This window comes from Paraburkholderia sp. RAU6.4a, assembly GCF_050435625.1.
In the GTDB taxonomy this organism is placed as follows: Bacteria; Pseudomonadota; Gammaproteobacteria; order Burkholderiales; family Burkholderiaceae; genus Paraburkholderia; species Paraburkholderia tuberum.
On the sequence record NZ_JBNDKQ010000003.1, the window covers coordinates 2,837,875 to 2,856,306 of the forward strand.

Consider the following 18,432-nt stretch of genomic DNA (forward strand, 5'->3'; position numbering starts at 1 on the left):
CCATTGCGCAGGAGACAAGCATGCTTCAGAAGTCGCAGCGTCTGAAACGTATCCAGGTGGTCGCCGTCGTCTTTCTGACGGTGGCGGGCATCGTCAATTATCTCGACCGCAGCACGCTGTCGATCGCGAATCATCTGGTCAGCGAGGAATTGCATCTGTCCGCTTCGCAGATGGGGCTGCTGCTGTCCGCGTTCTCGTTGTCGTATGCGTTCGCGCAGTTGCCGGTCGGCGCGCTGCTGGACCGTTTCGGATCGCGCGTGATGCTCGGCCTCGGCATGCTCGTGTGGTCGATCGCCCAGGTCGCGGGCGGCTTCATCCAGACGCTCAATCACTTCCTCACGGCGCGCGTCGTGCTCGGCATCGCCGAGGCGCCGCTGTTTCCGGCCGGCGCGAAAGTCGTCAGCGAATGGTTCGCGGTACGCGAACGCGGCACGCCGATCGGCACCTTCATTTCGTCATCCACCATTGCGCCGATGATCGCGCCGCCGCTGCTCACGGTGCTGATGCTTTCCTTCGGATGGCGAACGATGTTCGTCATCATGGGCGTGGTCGGCGTTGTCGTCGCGCTCGCGTGGTACCTCGTCTATCGCAATCGCAGCGAAATCGTGCTGACCGAAGAAGAAACCGCGCATCTGAACGAAGGCGCGACCGGCCAGGAGAATCCGCAGGGCCTCAGCTGGTCCGAATGGGGCGCGCTGTTCAAGCTGCGCAACACGTGGGGCATGATCTTCGGCTTCATGGGCGTGATCTACATGGTGTGGCTCTATCTGACGTGGCTGCCCGGCTATCTGGAGCGTGAGCGTCATCTGAGCATCGCGCACACCGGCTGGCTCGTCGCGATTCCGTATGTGTTCGGCACGATCGGCATGGCGAGCAGCGGCGTGATCGCCGACTATCTGTTGAAGCGCGGCATGGCGCCGATCCGCAGCCGCAAGTGGCCGCTGTGCGTCGGTCTCGTCGGCGCCGCCGCATTCACGGTGCCGGCCGCCTACACACCGAGCACGACGCTCGCGATCGTCTACGTGTCGCTCGCGATGCTGTTCGTGAACCTGTCGAGCGGCAGCGCATGGGCGCTCGTCAGCGTCGCCGCGCCGCGACATCTGGTGGCGTCGCTCGGCAGCATGCAGAACTTCGGTGGCTATCTGGGCGGCTCGTTCGCGCCGGTGATCACCGGCATCGTCGTCGATCGGACGCATTCGTTCGTCAACGCGCTGCTGATCAGCGCGGCCGTCGCGTTCGCGGCGGCGCTCGTCTATCTGTTCGTCGTCCAGGAAGTGGCGCCCGCGCCGCTCGCGAGCTCGATCGAGACCCAACCCACCTGAGGCGGCTTCTCCCATGACGTTCCAGAACCAGCTCCTCGAAGGCAAGACCGCGCTCGTGACCGGCGGCTTGTCCGGTATCGGCGCGGCGATCGCCAACACGCTCGCGCAGCTTGGCGCGCACACGGTGGCGGCTGGTTTGCCGCTGCCCGAAGGCACGCCCGATACGCTCAATCGCGAGATTGCGCGCGTCACGCTGGATGTCCGCTCGGGCAACGCCGTCACGGCCGCGGTGAACGCGTTCGAGCGTCTCGACATCGTGGTCAACTGCGCCGGCGTGATCAGCCGCGGCGAAGAACATCGGCTCGACGTGTTCGAACGCGTGATGGATATCAATCTGAACGGCACGATGCGCGTGTGCGCCGCCGCGCGCGACTCGTTGAAGGCGTCGGCGGGCTGCATCGTCAATACGGCGTCGATGCTGAGTTTTTTCGGCGGCGGTCTCGTGCCCGCTTATAGCGCGAGCAAGGGCGCGGTGGCGCAGCTAACGAAGTCGCTCGCGATCGCCTATGCCGCCGACGGCATTCGCGTCAATGCGGTCGCGCCGGGCTGGATCGCAACGCCGCTCACCCAGGCGTTGCAGGACGACGATGGACGCTCGCTGGCGATTCTGGAACGTACGCCGCTGCGTCGCTGGGGCACGCCGCAGGAAGTCGCGCAGGTCGCGGTGTTCCTGTGCTCGCCGGCGGCGTCGTTCATGACGGGCGCAATCGTGCCGGTCGACGGCGGATATCTCGTCGCGTGATCGAGTCGTCGCGTGAAGCGGCGCCGCCGTCGTTCGACGCCATCGATAAAGGCATAATTGCGTACCCCTGCTCTGCCCTGCCTCCGTGTGATGTCGAGTTCCGCTTCCAAACCCCGTTCCCACGCCGGCGCCGCCGGCCATGATGCTGTCGGGCACACCGACGACAAAGCCGACTCCAAGGCCGTCGCCGGCGCCGCCGCGTTCTCGAAGTTCATCGCGGTGCTGCAACTGATCGCCGATGCGCCAACGCCGCCCAACGTCGCGAAGCTGAGCGCGGCGAGCGGCTATCCACGCCCGACCGTCCATCGCATCGTCGCGGCTTTGCAGGCTGAAGGGCTGATCGTCGCGAGCGGCAGCGGCAACACCTTCGGCCTCGGACCGCGCCTGATCAACCTTGCGAGCCATAGCTGGGAGCGCTCGGACCTGCGGCTCGCGGCCGTCGATGCGTTGATGGCGTTGCGCGACTTCACATCGGAGACGATCCACCTCGCGGTGCCCAGCCAGGGCGAGATGGTCTACATCGAAAAGCTCGAAAGCCCGCACGCGGTGCGCATGGCATCGCGCATCGGCACGCGTGTGTCGCTGACGTCGAGTTCGGTCGGCAAGGCGTATCTGGCGACACTCAGCGTGGCCGAGCGCGAGGCGCTGCTGAAGAACGCGCCGCTCGAGCGTTTCACCGAGCACACGCTGACCGACCTCGACGCCGTGCGCCGCGAGCTCGACGCGACCGCGCAACGCGGCTACGCGGAAGACCGCGAGGAGAACGAAGTATCGATCTGCTGCTACGGCGCCGCGATTCGCGGCCCGGACGGCCGCGCGGCCGGCTGCGTGAGCATCAGCATGCCGACCTTCCGCCGCCGCGACGATGTGCAAGCCACTTACATCGAGCCGCTGCTTGCGGCATGCCGCACGATCGCGGCGCGGCTTGGGCCGGCGAGCGGCAGATAGCGGACGATAGTGCGGCCGCGCCCGCCGATAAACTGCTATTCTTGCTGTCGCGCGGCCGCTCTGGCCGCCCGCCGCGTGCAAGCGGCAGACCCCGACAAGCTCCCGGCGGCGCTCACGCGCCCGCCTTCGCAAAGACAGGAATACGCATGTTCGGTTTTCTGCGCGGCTACTTTTCCAACGACCTGGCAATCGACCTCGGTACGTCGAACACGCTGATCTACATGCGCGGCAAGGGCATCGTTCTCGACGAGCCGTCGGTCGTGTCGATCCGCCAGGAAGGCGGCCCGAACGGCAAGAAGATCATCCTCGCCGTGGGCCGCGAAGCGAAGCAGATGCTCGGCAAGGTACCGGGCAACATCGAGGCGATCCGCCCGATGAAAGACGGCGTGATCGCCGATTTCAACATCACCCAGCAGATGATCAAGCGCTTCATCCAGATGGCGCACGAGTCGCGGCTGTTTGCGCCATCGCCGCGCATCATCATCTGCGTGCCGTGCGGTTCGACCCAGGTCGAGCGCCGCGCGATCAAGGAGGCCGCGCATAGCGCGGGCGCCTCGCAGGTCTATCTGATCGAGGAACCGATGGCCGCGGCGACGGGCGCCGGCCTGCCGGTGTCGGATGCAACCGGTTCGATGGTCGTCGATATCGGCGGCGGCACCACCGAGGTCGGCGTGATCTCGCTCGGCGGCATTGTGTACAAAGGCTCGGTGCGCGTCGGCGGCGACAAGTTCGACGACGCCATCGTCAACTACATCCGCCGCAACTACGGCATGCTGATCGGCGAGCAGACCGCCGAGGCGATCAAGAAGGAAATCGGCTCCGCGTTTCCGGGCTCCGAGGTCATGGAGATGGAAGTCAAAGGCCGCAACATGTCCGAGGGCATTCCGCGCAGCTTCACGGTGTCGAGCAACGAAATCCTCGAAGCGCTGACCGATCCGCTGAACCAGATCGTGTCGTCGGTGAAGATCGCACTGGAACAGACGCCGCCGGAACTCGGCGCGGACATCGCCGAGCGCGGCATCACGCTCGCGGGTGGCGGCGCGTTGCTGCGCGATCTCGACCGTCTGCTCGCCGAGGAAACCGGCCTGCCGGTGTTCGTCGCAGAGGCGCCGCTGACCTGCGTGGTACGCGGCTCGGGCATGGCGCTGGAGCGGATCGAGAAGTTCGGCAGCTCGTTTTCCTACGATTGATGCGCGTGCCGTACGCTGAACGATGACGACCCAGCCCGCCTACGAGCCGCCCGTCGACGAAACCGAGCTGCTGTTGAAATGGATTCGCCGCGCGCGCGAATCGCAGATGAGCCATTACGACATGGCGGATCTGCTGTCGGCGCGCGAGCGCCGCATGGGCTGGCTCGTGACCGCGCTGACCGCGTTCGTCGGCACGGCGGTGTTCGCGTCGTTGAGCGCGCCGCCGGTGTCGATCGAGATGCGGATAGTCGTTGGGCTCGTCAGCGTGGCGGCGGCGATGTCGGCCGCGTTGCAGACGTTCCTGCGATATGCGGAGCGTGCCGAGAAGCATCGCGCGGCCGGTGCGCGCTATGGCGCGGTGCGTCGGCGGCTCGAAGCGGTGTTTGCCGGCGACCCCGATGCGCGCGAAGCGCACTACCTCACCGGGATCCGTACCGAACTCGACCGTCTCGCCGAAGACTCGCCGAACGTGCCGCCGCGGATCTTCTATCGCACGCAGCGCACGTTGCTGGCGGATAGGCCGCGTCGGCGTGATGCGTGAAACAGGCGGCGGGGCGCGCCTTCGCTTTCGTTTCCGTTTCAGATCACAGATCGTCCGCGTTGATACCCAGCTCGGTCGCCATGCGCCGCACGACGGCCTGCAGACGGCTGACTTCATCGGCGAGACGCTTCTGCTCGGCCTTCAGCGCCTCGAATGCCGACAGCGGCACGCTGTCGTCCTCGGCGAGCGCGGACTGCGCGGCTTCGGTGATGCTGAGCTCGCCGCACAACAGATGCATCCAGCGATTCTCACGCTCGCCCGCCATGCGCGGCAGCCGGACGACGCGAGGCGGATCGTTCGCGGCCAGTTCGTCGAGGAACGCCTCGACCGACGAAATATCGGCGAAGCCATGCAGGCGCGCGCTGTTCAGGCGCAATTCGGCGGCCGTTTGCGCGCCGCGCAGCAGCAGCGTGGTCAGCAGCGCGATCGACTGTCCCGGCAACCCGAGCACGCGGTTCATGTTGTGCTCGAAGCGCGGCACGCGGCTGCTGCTGCCCTCGAACACGAGGCTCAGGCGTTTCAGGCCGTCGACGGCGCTCAGCACCTCGGCCTCGGTCGCGCTCATCACCGGCGCGCGGCCGGTCTTCTGATTGCAGCCGAGCGTCAGCGCGTTCAGTGACAACGGATAACTGTCGGGTACCGTGTGCTGTTTTTCGACGAGCACGCCGAGAACACGTCCTTCGAGCGCGGTCAGCGCGCGCAGCGAGGGTCGGGAAGGAGCGTCGGGAGTCGAATTCATGGGATTGCGAGATCTCGTGGAAGATGCGCGCGCCGTTCGCGGCTGGACGGCGCGTTCTGTCAGGTGGGCACTATGATAAACGTGGCGAGCCCGGCGCGGCGAGCGAATCTGCGCTGCCGGCGAAGCGCGCACGCCGGCAAAACCCGCCACATCTGCTAGTGTGAGTTGATCGACATTCTGTTTCGCGGAGACGCCATGCGGTCCACAAGCTCGAGATCGAGCGAATCTGCCCGCCTGACCGACGCGCAGATCGCCGCCGAAGCAGCGCGCCGTCTCGCGTGGGATTCGGCCGTGCCGCCGCGCGCCGTGCGCGTGAAGGTCGCGCGAGGGCGCATCACGCTGTCGGGCGAGCTTCAGCGCGAAGCACAACGCGCCGCGATGCTCGAAGACGTGACGCGTCTGTTCGGCGTCACCTCAGTCGCGGACCGGACCGTCGTCCGCAAGGGCTGACCTCAGTCAGGCGGGTCAGCTCCCGCCCGCTTGCAGCAGTTGCCGGCAATGCCGTGCGATCTGCCTTTCCTCCTCGGTGTGCAACACTCTCACCTTGCCCGCCGGATCGTTTTCGACGAGCCCAAGAAACGCAAGCCCATCGCATACGCGCCGCCGAACCTCGGCGCTGTGCTCGCCGATCCCGCCGGTAAACACGAGCAGATCGATGCCGCCAAGCAGTGCCGCGTACCCGCCGATCGTCTTGCGCACCGCGGTCGCTCAGCCTTTCCACGTCCAGTTGCGGATTTCCTCCTTGTCGATCCCTTCCTCGTGCGCATACGCGAGATGCTCGATGATCTGCCCGCGCAGCCACTCCTTCGTATGATCGCCGACGCCGCGCAGCGACGGCACGCGATCGATCGCATCGATCGCCAGCGTGAAGCGGTCGACGCCGTTGATGATCGCGAGTTCGAGCGGGGTATTGATGTTGCCCTTCTCGTTATAGCCATGCACGTGCATGTTTCCGTGATTCTGACGGTTGTACGTGAGCTTGTGCACGAGCGCCGCATACGAGTGGAAGTTGAAGATCACCGGCTTGCTGGTCGTAAACAGCGAATCGAAATCGCGGTCGGACAGTCCATGCGGATGCGCATGCTCGGGCATCAGGCGGAACAGATCGACCACGTTGACGAAGCGGATCTTCAGCGTCGGGCAGCGCTCCTTTAGGATCTGCACGGCGGCGAGCGCTTCCATCGTCGCGATGTCGCCCGCGCACGCGATCACGACGTCCGGCTCGACGCCCTGATCGGTCGACGCCCAGTCCCAGATGCCGATGCCCTTGGTGCAATGCGTGACGGCCGCGTCCATGTCGAGATAGTCCAGGTGCGGCTGCTTGTCGGACACGATCACGTTCACGTAGTCGCGCGAGCGCAGGCAGTGATCGGCGACGCTCAGCAGACAGTTCGCGTCGGGCGGCAGATAGATGCACACGACGTCCGGGCTCTTGTTGGTGACCACGTCGAGAAAACCGGGGTCCTGGTGCGTGAAACCGTTGTGATCCTGGCGCCACACGATCGACGTGATCAGCAGATTGAGCGACGGCACCGGCTGCCGCCAGCCCAGCTCGCGCTTGGCTTTTTCGAGCCACTTCGCGTGCTGGTTGAACATCGAGTCGATCACGTGCACGAACGCTTCGTAGGTCGCGAAGAGTCCGTGACGGCCGGTCAGCGCATAGCCTTCCAACCAGCCTTCGAGCGTGTGCTCGCTGAGCATTTCCATCACGCGGCCATCGGGCGACAGTTCGCCGCCGTCGGCGTCGCCCGGTTCGAGCGCGGCGAGCCAGGTCTTGCCCGACGCTTCATAGACCGCGTGCAGCTTGTTGCTCGAAGTTTCGTCGGGACCGAACAGCCGGAAGTTCGACATGTTGTTGCGCATCACGTCGCGCAGGAACGTGCCGAGCACCGCGGTCGGCGACGTATACGCCGCCGCCGGTTTCTTCACGGCCACCGCGTAGTCGCGGAACGGCGGCATGTCGAGCATCTTGCACAACAGCCCGCCGTTCGCGTGCGGATTCGCGCTGATGCGGCGCGCGCCCTCGGGCGCGAGCGCGCGCAGTTCTTCGACGAGCCGGCCGTTCGCATCGAACAGCGTTTCGGGGCCGTAGCTGCGCAGCCAATCCTCGACGATCTGCAGACTCTTGCGATTGCTCACCGCATCGGCCACCGGCACCTGATGCGAGCGCCACGAGCCTTCCACCTTGTGACCGTCGACTTCCTTCGGCCCGGTCCAGCCCTTCGGCGAGCGCAGCACGATCATCGGCCAGCGCGGCCGCGTCGTGTCGTTGTTCTGCCGCGCATGCTGCTGGATCGCGCGAATTTCGCCGATGCATTGTTCGAGCGTCGCGGCCATCTGCTGATGCATCGTGTCGGGATCGTCGCCTTCGACGAAATACGGCTTGTGCCCGTAGCCGACCATCAATGCTTCGAGTTCCTCACGCGGAATGCGCGCGAGCAGCGTCGGGTTGGCGATCTTGTAGCCGTTCAGATGCAGCACCGGCAGCACCGCGCCGTCGCGGATCGGGTTCAGGAATTTGTTCGAATGCCACGACGTGGCGAGCGGGCCGGTTTCCGCTTCGCCGTCGCCGATCATCACGGTGACGATCAGCTCGGGGTTGTCGAACGCGGCGCCGTAGCCGTGCGACAGGCTGTAGCCGAGTTCGCCCCCTTCGTGAATCGAGCCCGGCGTTTCGGGCGTGCAATGCGAGCCGATGCCGCCCGGGAACGAGAATTGCCGGAAAAAGCGCCGCATACCGGCTTCGTCCTCGCTGCGGTCCGGATAAATTTCCGAGTAGTGGCCTTCCAGGTAGCAGTGCGCGAGGCTCGCGGGGGCGCCGTGACCGGGGCCGGACAGAAAGATCACGTCGAGATCGTGTTTGCGGATCAGCCGGTTCAGATGCACGAGCACGAAGCTCTGGCCGGCGTCGGAGCCCCAATGGCCGAGCAGCCGGTTCTTGATGTGCTCGGCCTTCAGCGGTTTGCGCAGCAACGGGTTGTCGCGCAGATAGATCATGCCCACCGACAGGTAATTGCATGCGCGCCAGTAGCGATCGAGGTTGCGCAGCGTATCGGGGTCCAGAACTTCCGGTGGGGTGGGATGCGAGGTTGCTTCGGCCATGGCGTCACTCCTCGAAAAGAACTGTCAGGCTGGTTGGCGGATGATGCGGCGCACTCGAAACGAAGCCGGGCGGTGCGAGTCGAATGTACTAAGCTGCTCAAACGGGGGCGAATGCTTTCTACCCCTCCCAGTATGTCGCGCTGAATGTGGCATTCGTGCTGCAACTCCTTGCGCTGTCTGCTTTCTTTTCGTGATCTTCTGTCTCAGGTCAATGGCCGCCATGTCGACATCTCCCAGTGCGCTCAAAGTGCTCGTGGTCCTGGTCCTTACGCTCGTGTTCACATGCCTCGCTGTCGCCATACCGATCGGCATATTCGGGCTGCTGGTCAAGCTGTTCAGCCACGTCTAGCACAGCGGCGCGGCTGCCAGCGTGCGAACGCGAGCGCCACGCAATGTGTATGCTCGCTGAAAGACCGGGCGCGGCATTGGCAATGCGCCGCTCATTCATCGCAAGGAGAGTGCCTTGACCGACCGCACCGACAACCCGCCCGCATCGCAACCCGATCCCGAATTGCAGGCGCTCGCGCGCGAAGTCTTCGACCTCGCGCGGCGCGGCGATGCGACGATGCTCGCGGCCGTCATCGAGAAAGGCGTGCCGCCGAATTTGCGCAACGAGCGCGGCGACAGCCTGCTGATGCTCGCGAGCTACCACGGCCACGTCGACGCGGTGCGCACGCTGCTCGACCGGGGCGCCGATGCGAACCTGCGCAACGACGCGGGCCAGACGCCGATCGCGGGCGCCGCGTTCAAGGGCTTCGACAAGGTGATCGAAACCTTGCTCGCGCATGGCGCCGACGTCGAAGGCGCATCGCCCGATGGCCGTACCGCGCTGATGATCGCGGCGATGTTCAACCGCACCGCGATCGTCGATCTGCTGCTCGCGCACGGCGCGGACCCGCATGCGCGCGACGCGAACGGCGTCAGCGCGGCCGATGCCGCCGCACGGATGGGCGCGGCCGATACCCAGGCGCGCCTGAAAGCGCTGGGCGCGTGAGCCCGCGATGTCACCCATGAAACGGCGCCCGCACCACGCGCGCGGCGCCGCCTAGTTGCCCTTCGCGCTACGCAACAGCGTGTCCACGTCGAGCTCCGCCAACTCGCCGATCCGCCCGACCGTCACGTCCGCGGGCGGATTGCTCGCGATCTGCTTCGCATCGAACGCATAGTGTCCCTGGCGCGGAAACACGGTGGTCAGCTCCGCGCCCCATGCCTTCTTCATCGCGCTCAGAATTCGCAGCTTGTCGTCGACCATCACGTAATGGCGCGCCGGATAGCATTCCATCACCTGGTCGAGCATCAGCTCCTTGTGGATGTAGATCAGCACGCGCCCGTCGACTTCGTCCCACAGGCCCGAGCGCGAAATCTTGCGCGGTTGGAACACGACGTCGCCATCCGACAGAATCACCGTCGGCCCGTGCTTGCCGAGATGCCGCAGCGCGTCGAGCGCACCCGGATAGAGCCGGTTCGCAAACGGATACTCGATCAGGAACGACGACATCAACAGCAGGCGCGTGTCGCGTGGATGCTCGGTCCGGTAGCGCTGCAGCGCGCCGAGGTAGTCGGCGTAACCGAGTTCGGTGCGCAGGTTCTCGAAGATTTCCCAATAGCGCGCACTGTTCTCTTCGCCGAACTGGCCCATCATGTGCGCGCGCAGATCCTGCAGCACGTGATCGTTGTCGAGCAGCGTGTTGTCGCAATCGAACAGAAACACGACGTCGTGCGGCGTGGCGGAGGTGACTGGCATCGGGGTTCCTTGTGGCAAGTTCGGCGGGACGGTTCGGCGGGTCGGCGTGATAGCGCACGCGTGGATGGCCTCGGCTACTTCAGCCCGCCGTCCGGCGCAACGGGTTTTTCCGCGTGGCCGCCGAAATCGTGCCGCATCGCCGACAGCACGCGATTCGCGAAATCGGCTTCTCCGCGAGAACTGAAGCGCGCGAACAGCGCCGCGCTGAGCACCGGCGTCGGCACACCTTCGTCGATGGCCGCCGTGACGGTCCAGCGCCCCTCGCCCGAATCCGATACGCGGCCCGCGTAGCCTTTCAGTTCGGTGTCGCTGGCGAGCGAGCCGGCGATCAGGTCGAGCAGCCACGAGCCGATCACGCTGCCGCGCCGCCAGACCTCGGCGATATCCGCGAGATTCAGATCGTACTGATACAGCTCGGGACGGCGCAGCGGCGACGTCTCCGCATCGGCCTCGCGCGCGTGCCGGCCGGCGTCGGCGTGGCGCAGCACGTTCAGACCCTCGGCGTAGGCGGCCATCAGCCCATACTCGATGCCGTTATGAACCATCTTGACGAAATGCCCCGCGCCTTGCGGGCCGCAATGCAGAAAGCCCTGCTCAGCGGTGCTCGCGCCCGCCGCGCGGCCCGGCGTCGCGCTCTGCGTGCCCGCGCCGGGCGCCAACGTCGAGAAGATCGGTTCAAGCCGTTTGACGACCTCAGCCTCGCCGCCGATCATCAGGCAGTAGCCGCGCTCGCGCCCCGCGACGCCGCCGCTCGTGCCGACGTCCACGTAGTGAAGCTGGCGCGCGCCGAGTTGCTGGCCGCGGCGGATGTCGTCGTGGTAGTAGGAGTTGCCGCCGTCGATCACGACGTCGCCCGGCTCGAGCAGCGGCACGAGCTTGTCGAGCGTCGCGTCGACCACGGCGGCGGGCACCATCAGCCACACGGCGCGCGGCTTGTCGAGCTTCGCGACGAGGTCTTCGAGCGAGCTCGCGCCGGCCACGCCTTCCTGCTTCAGCCTGTCGACCGCCGCCGGCTGCACGTCGTAGACGATGCACTGCTGAGCTCCCCTGGTCAGGCGCCGCACCATGTCGGCGCCCATTCGTCCCAATCCAATCATGCCTAGCTGCATGGCTCGCTCCTAAAGATGCTGCGTTGCGCTGCCCGATTTTCCGGTCATCGTGTTGCGGCGGCGCGGCTGCCCTTAAGCATAGGCGTTGTGTCGCGAGCTACGCCGAATGTACCGAAGCAAGCCGCACTTTTTTGCAGAGGCGCAGCGCGGCTCAAAGTTCCACGCAACTGGAGGCGCGCCGCATCCGCACGAAAGCGAACGCGGCGAGCCCACGTGTCATTCGCTACGCTCGGGCACGCGGGTGCCGCGGCGGGCGGCCAGCTTCGCGTATTGCTCGGCCGCGAAGCGCTTGACGGCGCGCCACATCAGCGGATAGCGATAGCCGGGCACCGCGAACAGCACCAGCGCGCCCAGCGCCAGCAGTCCGCAGAACAGGAACGTGCCGCGATAGCTGAACGCCTGCACGAGCAGCCCCGACAGCACGCCCGACAGGATCGAGCCGACCCGCGCCGCATTGAAGAACAGCGCGGTCGCACGCCCGGGCGAATGCGGCATCAGATCCTGCACGTAGGTCATGCCGAGACACGAGGTCACGGCGACCACGAACGCGTTCAGCATCTGCATCGGGATCAGCACGCTGACGTTGCCGGCCAGCGACATCGCGACGAAGTACACCGCATGCACGGCCGCGCACGCGGCAAGCCAGTTCGGCTTGTGCAGCGACGACGACTTCGCGCCGAGCGCGAGCATCATCGGGATCTCGGTCAGCGCGCCGAGACCGAGCATCACCGACACGTCGAGATGCGTGCCGTTGAGCCCATGCACGATGTACAGCGGCAGTACGATCATCGTCGCGTTCGCGGCGAGGCCGAGTAAGGTCAGCGCGGTCACCGAGCGCAGGATGTCGTTCGCCGACGCGACCGGCAGTGTTTCGTGCGCGTCCTCGCCGGGCTGCCTCAGCGGCGGCACCGTGATCGACGCGGACGGCTCCGACGCGGTGTCCTCGACCGTGTGATCGCCGAGATGGCTCTGCGGCTCCTGCATGCGCCAGACGATGAAGCCGCAGGTCGCGAAGCTGGCGGCCGCGAACAGGAAGAGTCCGGTGAAGCTCGTCGCGGCGAGCACCAGCGCGCCAACCGCCGGCCCGAACACCCATGCGGCCGAGAGGATCGTACGCAGCGTCGCGCTCGCGAACACGCGCTCGGCAGGGTCGGGCACCGGCAGCGCCGCGCGGCTGAACGAGAACACCATCGAAATCGCCGAACCGCCCGCGCCGATGAACACGATGCCGACCACGAGCAGCAGCCGGTAATCGCGCACCACGCACAGACACAGGTAGCCGAGCGCGGCTGCGATGAGCGCCGCCAGCAATAACGGTCGATGCCGCCCGCTCCGGTCGCTCCAGCGCCCCGCCACCGTGCTCGCGAGCACGCCGCTCGCGGCGATCAACGTCATGAATACGCCGAGCCGGAACGGCGTCATGCCGGCGCGTTCGATGCCGAACAGAGACAGATACGGTGCGGTGAAGGACATCGCCACACCGAGCATCAGGGTGGCGGCGGCGAGCGGCTTGAAGCCTGGAATGCGAAGCAGGTCGAAAAAACGCGCAGTTTTCAACACGGGGCGGTGGGTCAGGTGGAGCGGGCCTCGATACGCAGCGAAGCGCTCGAAGGCACGTTAGGCGTCGCAGGCAGGGGGCCGGAACGACCGGGGCATTATCGACCCGGAGCGCGGCTCGCGTAAACCCGCTAATAGCTGTCCCAAATCCGTGAGGCGTGCGCGGATGCATCCGGCGACTCGCGCCGCGCCGTGCCGATGCGTGCCGTTAGCGGCAAGCTGTTGGCACGCTCGCCGCTACTTGCCCTCAGTTGCGCGCATTTGCTGCGCCTGCGCCTTGTAGTCGTAGGTCGGATAGAACTCGGTGTGATAGTTGTTCAAAAGCACCAGTTAATTGTCAGGTTCCCGATGCATTGAGTTTGCGTGCGGGAGAATGGAAAACCACATGAATATCGACGGGCTTCTCGTCATTGGTCGTAATCCGTGCGTAACCGTTGCTATCGGTCCTGCCGGCCTGTCTGACACCATCAACGTCCGCGATGAATTCACGGCCAGATAAAGGCTCATCGGTTACGCTGTCGACGATGGCGAACCAGCGCGTATGCGTTGGCTCGACAAGCGGTGCTGGCGGGGTGGCGTGCTTCTGAGTGCTCGTTGCTTTAAGCTGTGTGTCGTCAGTGATCGACCATCGCGTTCCGTGAATCGCAATGATGCACGGCGGGGTCGAGCAGTTGCAGTGAATCGCATCTCCACCGACAGCCTGGCGGCGAGCCCCCCCGGCCAGATCAATCATGCGGCGATTCTCACTGATCCCCGCGCCGCCGACGATGACCCCTGTGCTTTGGCATGCACCACACCAAGCGCTATCGCCAATGTAGACCACACTTCGGGTTTTGCCGTCATCCCCTTTTATCGTGGCGGCGCGATAGCCTTCGCGCGCAATAACGTGACTGTCCTCGTGACTCGTCAGCGGATCTCCGTCCACAGCCGCATAAAAAATTCCCATGTAATCTCCTGCGCTATTTCGCCCTCAGATGAGTCGAGTGCAACCGAAAAAAAGCTTGTGCTCGATCACCTATAGGAAAGCTTTGAATTCGGTTACTGATTTTCTCGAAGAATCTGCGCCCTACAAGCCTCAAGGGACTTTGAGTCATTAAAAGTCAGACCGTATGCATATTTGCAAAAATCGGAAAGCTCTCTGCGAGTATTGGTTGATAGTTCATCCACGGAAGGGGCATCGCCTTCATTTGCAAATGGGTTGACAAATTCCCGTCTTAAAGTTGGAAATTTCTTTAAAAAATAGATCTCATTCTCATTATGATCGACATATGAATTGTAATACCCTACAAATACATTGAAGATGAGCATCCCCAATGCAAAAATTATAACAAAAACACCCACAAAAACTTTCTTTTTCATGGCAGATCACTTCCCGGCACAGATAGCGATAATCTCGAACGCAGCAATTTCACAACATCCATTCCAAGCTTGCCAGGACAGGCCCGCCCCGTATTCGTTGCCAATCTTTGATATTCCCTGTGTCCACCCAGTCTGGAAATATTAAAAAAATCTTTTAAGACGCCACACAAAGCTGTGGCAGCTTGAATCTGAGCCGGGGTTGGCTTATCATGCCCTGAAATAGTCTGATCGGTTAGAATCCCGCGAATATTTTTGAGCTTATCAAATATCGATAGATTGCCGTATTCCTGTTCATAGGCCTCACCTGCCTCAACCAAATCGGATAGAAACACAATACCGATTTTTCCCGAATTGCTTGCAGCCACATGCTCACCAACAAACCGAATATCGCGGGCCTCATATATCTCGCCCTGACATGAAACTGCGTAGTGGTATCCTGCATCGCCAAAAGGCGGGCTTCTGCGCATGTCCTCCGCCTGTAAGCGCTGCATCTCTTCAATAGAAGGTGCGCCACAAGAATAGCTGCGGCCCGCGTGGTGTATCACAATATCCTGATAGTCCCAATGACTTTCCCGCATCGCGCCACTCGGGGGCTTTGCGTGCCACGCTGAACGCTCAATCAGCCTGTAGCCTTTTCGCGCAAGCATATTGATAATCGCCTGCCGGGTGGCGGCGCGGTCATCGACCGATATTGCAATGGCGTTTTGCTTGCTGTCATGCTTTTCTGTAGTTGAGGAGGTCCAGTAGTTGCTGCTGTTATAGTCAGCCATTATTAGGTTTCTGAGGCATTAAGTTTGCGTGCGTGAGGGATGCGTGGGGATCACACTAGCACGGAAGGAAATTCTGGCGCAATCAAACGGATTTTGGTTTTTGTTAACAATGGTCAATTATCCGGGGTGCATAGCGATGTCTAGCGTTGCTGCCCGCTCGGCGTAATCCGTTGTTAGGGCAGACAACCAGACAGCAGCGCGAGTCGTTCGCGACGGTAGGATAAGCAAGTGCCAGCAGTCGCTTTCGTCGTCATCGTTCAAGCCGCAGCCGTCATGCGTTCGGCGGGACGGGTCAATCGAGCGACGAGCCTGAATGTGTTCGTGGGCCGCACATTCGCAATGCTCGGCCAGTTGCCGCAGCGTGAGGGCAAGGCCGGCGCGTCGAAAGCCGATCAGCGGAAAGACCTGCGATTGCCGATGCAATGAGCATAAAACGCCTCCATGACGGATTGAACTCAGCTTCGATCACATTCCTGCGCATAGCAACCCCCGCTCCAGCGCGAACGCATCACACCACGACGTAGCCGCGCTGTTCGAGCGTCCAGCGGTGCCACCGGTTGCCATACGCGCCGCATGCGAACGCGAACACGACCGACAGCACGAAGCCGATCAAATCGGCCGTCTCGCCCCACAGCCCGATGCCGAGCAGGATCACGTTGATGCCTAGCATCACGAACGCGGCGAACCACATTCTCTTCGACAGCGCCCAGATGAAGCCGAGCAGGCACGCGCCCCAGCTGAAGCCGGTCGCGACCGCGATAGCGTCTTTGTGTTGCGGATGTTGCAGATAGATTCGTGCGTTCATGTTTTGCGAGGTTCCGTGCGATGACGCGGCGCGTCGATCGATCGAGCACGCGCGCACCGCTTTTTAACATGCCGCGGTGACACCGCGCGCATCGGCAGCATACGGCCGCTGCGCTGACGATCCGCGGCATAGCTGCTACCCTTGGCAGATCACGATCAGCAGCGGAGCACGCATGACCTCGCCGACAGCTTATTCCCCGAAAGGACCGACCCGCGCCGAGCTCGACTCGCTGCCCGGCGTCACCGTCGTCGAATTCGGCACCGACTGGTGCGGCTATTGCCAGGGCGCGCAGGCATCGATCCGCCAGGCGCTCGCGCCGCACACGGGCCTGCGGCATCTGAAGATCGAGGACGGCCCGGGCCGCCCGCTCGGCCGCTCGTTCAAGGTCAAGCTGTGGCCGACGCTCGTACTGATGCGCGACGGCGCCGAGGTCGCGCGCGTGGTGCGGCCACGCAGCGCCGAGGATATCGACGACGCGTTCGCGTCGCTCTGAGATTCGAGCTCCGTCATGCGCCAGGTCATCCATCATCTGAGTGTCCAGGCCCGCGGCCGCGGGCTCGTCGAATTTACCGACGACGCGCGCCGCTTCGTCGACGACACGGACATCCGTACCGGTCTGCTGACGCTGTTTTGCCGGCACACGTCGGCGTCGCTGCTGATTCAGGAGAATGCCGATCCGTCCGTGCGGCGAGATCTGCAGCGCTACTTCGAGACCCTCGCGCCCGAGGACGACACGCGCTACGAGCACGACACCGAAGGCCCCGACGACATGCCCGCGCATCTGCGCACGGCGCTCACCCAGGTGCAGTTGTGCGTGCCCGTCGAGCATGGAAGGATGGTGCTCGGCACATGGCAGGGGCTGTATCTGTTCGAACATCGGCGTCACCCGCAGCCGCGCGATATCGTGTTGCATCTGCTCGGCGAATGAAGTCCGCTTTCGCACCCACTCGTCACGCAAAGGAAACTGTCACCGGCACTTCTCCGCACACCGCATCGACCGGAGCCTACCCAAGGGAGCACACCTCATGGACACCCGTAGCGAACTGCAAGCCACCGTCAAGGCGATGGTTCAACCGGGCAAGGGTCTTCTCGCCGCCGACGAAAGCGGCCCGACCATCGCCAAACGCTTCAAGACGATCGGCCTCGAATCGACCGAGGAAAACCGTCGCGCGTATCGCAACCTGCTCCTGACGACGCCCGGTCTCGGCGAGTTCGTGAGCGGCGTGATCCTCTACGAAGAAACGCTCGGCCAGAAAGCCGACGACGGCACGCCGTTCCCGCAGGTGGCCGCGGCAAACGGCATCGTGCCCGGCATCAAGGTCGACCTCGGCAAGGTGCCGCTCGCGCTCGCTCCCGGCGACGAGATCACCGAAGGCCTCGACGGTCTCGCCAAACGCTTCGTCGATTACAAACGGCAAGGCGCGCGCTTCGCGAAGTGGCGCGCGGTCTACAACATCACGGCGAGCCTGCCGAGCCGGCTCGCGATCGAGGCGAACGCCGATTCTCTCGCGCGCTACGCGGCGATCAGCCAGGAAGCTGGCATCGTGCCGATCGTCGAACCCGAGGTGCTGATGGACGGCGAGCACACGATCGAGCGTTGCGCGGAAGTCACCGAGGCCGTGTTGCACGAGGTGTTTCATGCGCTGCATCGGCATCGCGTGGTGCTCGAACATATCGTGCTGAAGCCGAGCATGGTGCTGGCCGGCTCCGAGCATCAGCAGCAGTCGAGCACGGCGCATATCGCGGCGGCGACCGTGCGCGTGCTGATGCGTACGGTGCCCTCTTCGGTTCCCGGTCTCGTGTTCCTGTCGGGCGGACAGTCGCCCGAGGAGGCTACCGCCAATCTCAGTGCGATGAACCGGCTCGGCGCGCTGCCGTGGAATCTGAGCTTTTCGTACGGGCGCGCGTTGCAGGAGCCGCCGTTGAATGCGTGGCGCGGACAGCCGGCCAACGTGAAGGAAGCGCAGCAGGCGTTGCTCAAGCGCGCGCGTCTGAACGGCGCGGCCGCGCTCGGCAAGTACGACGCGGCGATGGAAAAGGATTGAACGCTGGCGAGCGATTGCAAATCGCCAGTAATCACGTTTATGTACAAAACGGCCGGAGCCGACACGCCGGGTCACACCCGACGCGCGACTCCAGCCGCCCTGCCTTGACACGCTGCGCTTACTGCCCCTTCGTATCGCTGCTCGCGTCGGCGCCCGGCGTATTCGTCGAGTCCGTCATGGGCTTCTTCGACTTCGAATGCTTCTTCATGTGATGGTGAGTCGAAGGCGTGGTCTCCCCGGTCGCGCCCGCATCGCCGCCCTCGCGTGTCGAGGTCGCGGCGTTGCTGTTCGGGTCGTTGCCGGCCGGCCCCCCGCCGCCGCCTGCGCCACCGCCGGCGCCTTGCGCCATTGCGAGCGACGAAGCCGCGAGCAAGGTGGAAACGAGCACTGCGTGTCTGATCTTCATGGCGATTCTCCTGGGTGTCGGGAGTGTCGAAAGGAAGTGGGCGCGCGGTGACC

General features: G+C 64.1%; 22 protein-coding genes and 1 pseudogene. 12 read left to right on the forward strand and 11 right to left on the reverse strand.

Features of this window, described 5'->3' with window-relative positions:
• Positions 1-20 precede the first annotated feature (20 nt).
• From OKW40_RS37580 to OKW40_RS37600, 5 genes are all read left to right on the forward strand, one after another.
• A complete protein-coding gene (locus tag OKW40_RS37580; protein WP_429493892.1) occupies positions 21-1,322 on the forward strand; it encodes an MFS transporter in 1,302 nt (433 codons plus the stop codon).
• A 13-nt stretch (positions 1,323-1,335) separates the two neighbouring features.
• Positions 1,336-2,064 carry an SDR family NAD(P)-dependent oxidoreductase gene (locus OKW40_RS37585; protein WP_429493893.1) on the forward strand — a complete coding sequence of 243 codons (729 nt, stop codon included), beginning with the start codon at positions 1,336-1,338 and terminating at the stop codon, positions 2,062-2,064.
• 90 nt (positions 2,065-2,154) lie between these two features.
• Positions 2,155-3,012, forward strand: a complete 858-nt coding sequence (locus tag OKW40_RS37590; RefSeq protein ID WP_429493894.1) for an IclR family transcriptional regulator — start codon at positions 2,155-2,157, stop codon at positions 3,010-3,012.
• Between the two features lie 146 nt (positions 3,013-3,158).
• Entirely contained in the window at positions 3,159-4,202 is a 1,044-nt protein-coding gene (locus OKW40_RS37595) for a rod shape-determining protein (RefSeq protein WP_013091688.1), read from the forward strand.
• A gap of 22 nt (positions 4,203-4,224) precedes the next feature.
• A complete protein-coding gene (locus OKW40_RS37600; protein WP_429493895.1) occupies positions 4,225-4,743 on the forward strand; it encodes an SLATT domain-containing protein in 519 nt (172 codons plus the stop codon).
• Between the two features lie 43 nt (positions 4,744-4,786).
• Here the strand turns inward: OKW40_RS37600 and OKW40_RS37605 are convergent, their stop codons facing one another.
• A complete protein-coding gene (locus tag OKW40_RS37605) occupies positions 4,787-5,482 on the reverse strand; it encodes a YceH family protein (protein ID WP_429493896.1) in 696 nt (231 codons plus the stop codon).
• Positions 5,483-5,677: 195 nt separating this feature from the next.
• On the opposite strand from OKW40_RS37605, the gene OKW40_RS37610 reads away from it, so the two are divergent.
• Positions 5,678-5,932: a BON domain-containing protein gene (locus OKW40_RS37610; RefSeq protein WP_184035143.1), complete on the forward strand. Its 255-nt coding sequence runs from the start codon at positions 5,678-5,680 to the stop codon at positions 5,930-5,932.
• A 15-nt stretch (positions 5,933-5,947) separates the two neighbouring features.
• On the opposite strand, the pseudogene OKW40_RS37615 reads toward OKW40_RS37610, so the two are convergent.
• Positions 5,948-6,190, reverse strand: a pseudogene (locus OKW40_RS37615) (acetate kinase); the annotation flags it as partial.
• Positions 6,191-8,584, reverse strand: a complete 2,394-nt coding sequence (locus tag OKW40_RS37620) for a phosphoketolase family protein (protein ID WP_429493897.1) — start codon at positions 8,582-8,584, stop codon at positions 6,191-6,193.
• 220 nt (positions 8,585-8,804) lie between these two features.
• Between OKW40_RS37620 and OKW40_RS37625 the strand changes: the two genes are divergently transcribed.
• Both OKW40_RS37625 and OKW40_RS37630 read left to right on the forward strand, forming a co-directional pair.
• Positions 8,805-8,933 (forward strand): hypothetical protein, encoded by a 129-nt coding sequence (locus OKW40_RS37625; RefSeq protein ID WP_260321128.1) that lies wholly within the window; start codon positions 8,805-8,807, stop codon positions 8,931-8,933.
• 114 nt (positions 8,934-9,047) lie between these two features.
• On the forward strand, positions 9,048-9,578 hold the full coding sequence (locus OKW40_RS37630; protein WP_184060171.1) for an ankyrin repeat domain-containing protein: 531 nt from the start codon (positions 9,048-9,050) through the stop codon (positions 9,576-9,578).
• 51 nt (positions 9,579-9,629) lie between these two features.
• On the opposite strand, the gene OKW40_RS37635 is transcribed toward OKW40_RS37630, so the two are convergent.
• The 6 genes from OKW40_RS37635 to OKW40_RS37660 all read right to left on the reverse strand — a co-directional run bounded on the left by OKW40_RS37635 (position 9,630) and on the right by OKW40_RS37660 (position 15,123).
• Positions 9,630-10,328: an HAD family hydrolase gene (locus OKW40_RS37635; protein ID WP_184060169.1), complete on the reverse strand. Its 699-nt coding sequence runs from the start codon at positions 10,326-10,328 to the stop codon at positions 9,630-9,632.
• A 74-nt stretch (positions 10,329-10,402) separates the two neighbouring features.
• Entirely contained in the window at positions 10,403-11,437 is a 1,035-nt protein-coding gene (gene gnd / locus OKW40_RS37640) for a phosphogluconate dehydrogenase (NAD(+)-dependent, decarboxylating) (protein ID WP_184060167.1), read from the reverse strand.
• Between the two features lie 216 nt (positions 11,438-11,653).
• On the reverse strand, positions 11,654-12,997 hold the full coding sequence (locus tag OKW40_RS37645; protein ID WP_429353741.1) for a sugar efflux transporter: 1,344 nt from the start codon (positions 12,995-12,997) through the stop codon (positions 11,654-11,656).
• Between the two features lie 334 nt (positions 12,998-13,331).
• Positions 13,332-13,940, reverse strand: a complete 609-nt coding sequence (locus OKW40_RS37650) for a hypothetical protein (protein WP_090809958.1) — start codon at positions 13,938-13,940, stop codon at positions 13,332-13,334.
• Between the two features lie 92 nt (positions 13,941-14,032).
• Positions 14,033-14,353, reverse strand: coding sequence for a hypothetical protein (locus OKW40_RS37655; protein WP_429493898.1), 321 nt, complete (start codon positions 14,351-14,353; stop codon positions 14,033-14,035).
• Positions 14,350-15,123, reverse strand: coding sequence for a peptidoglycan recognition protein family protein (locus OKW40_RS37660; protein ID WP_187611382.1), 774 nt, complete (start codon positions 15,121-15,123; stop codon positions 14,350-14,352). Before OKW40_RS37660 ends, OKW40_RS37655 begins: the two co-directional genes overlap by 4 nt.
• A 228-nt stretch (positions 15,124-15,351) precedes the next feature.
• Between OKW40_RS37660 and OKW40_RS37665 the strand changes: the two genes are divergently transcribed.
• Entirely contained in the window at positions 15,352-15,549 is a 198-nt protein-coding gene (locus tag OKW40_RS37665; protein WP_429493899.1) for a hypothetical protein, read from the forward strand.
• Positions 15,550-15,631: 82 nt separating this feature from the next.
• Here OKW40_RS37665 and OKW40_RS37670 read toward each other — a convergent pair whose 3' ends face one another.
• Positions 15,632-15,928 carry a DUF2628 domain-containing protein gene (locus tag OKW40_RS37670; protein WP_429493900.1) on the reverse strand — a complete coding sequence of 99 codons (297 nt, stop codon included), beginning with the start codon at positions 15,926-15,928 and terminating at the stop codon, positions 15,632-15,634.
• A gap of 172 nt (positions 15,929-16,100) precedes the next feature.
• Here OKW40_RS37670 and OKW40_RS37675 point away from each other — a divergent pair, with 172 nt between their 5' ends.
• From OKW40_RS37675 to OKW40_RS37685, 3 genes are all read left to right on the forward strand, one after another.
• Entirely contained in the window at positions 16,101-16,421 is a 321-nt protein-coding gene (locus tag OKW40_RS37675; protein WP_184060161.1) for a thioredoxin family protein, read from the forward strand.
• A 15-nt stretch (positions 16,422-16,436) separates the two neighbouring features.
• Entirely contained in the window at positions 16,437-16,856 is a 420-nt protein-coding gene (locus OKW40_RS37680; RefSeq protein WP_184060159.1) for a secondary thiamine-phosphate synthase enzyme YjbQ, read from the forward strand.
• 97 nt (positions 16,857-16,953) lie between these two features.
• Positions 16,954-17,973 carry a class I fructose-bisphosphate aldolase gene (locus OKW40_RS37685; protein WP_184060157.1) on the forward strand — a complete coding sequence of 340 codons (1,020 nt, stop codon included), beginning with the start codon at positions 16,954-16,956 and terminating at the stop codon, positions 17,971-17,973.
• Positions 17,974-18,091: 118 nt separating this feature from the next.
• On the opposite strand, the gene OKW40_RS37690 is transcribed toward OKW40_RS37685, so the two are convergent.
• Positions 18,092-18,379 (reverse strand): hypothetical protein, encoded by a 288-nt coding sequence (locus tag OKW40_RS37690; RefSeq protein WP_187611388.1) that lies wholly within the window; start codon positions 18,377-18,379, stop codon positions 18,092-18,094.
• Positions 18,380-18,432 lie beyond the last annotated feature (53 nt).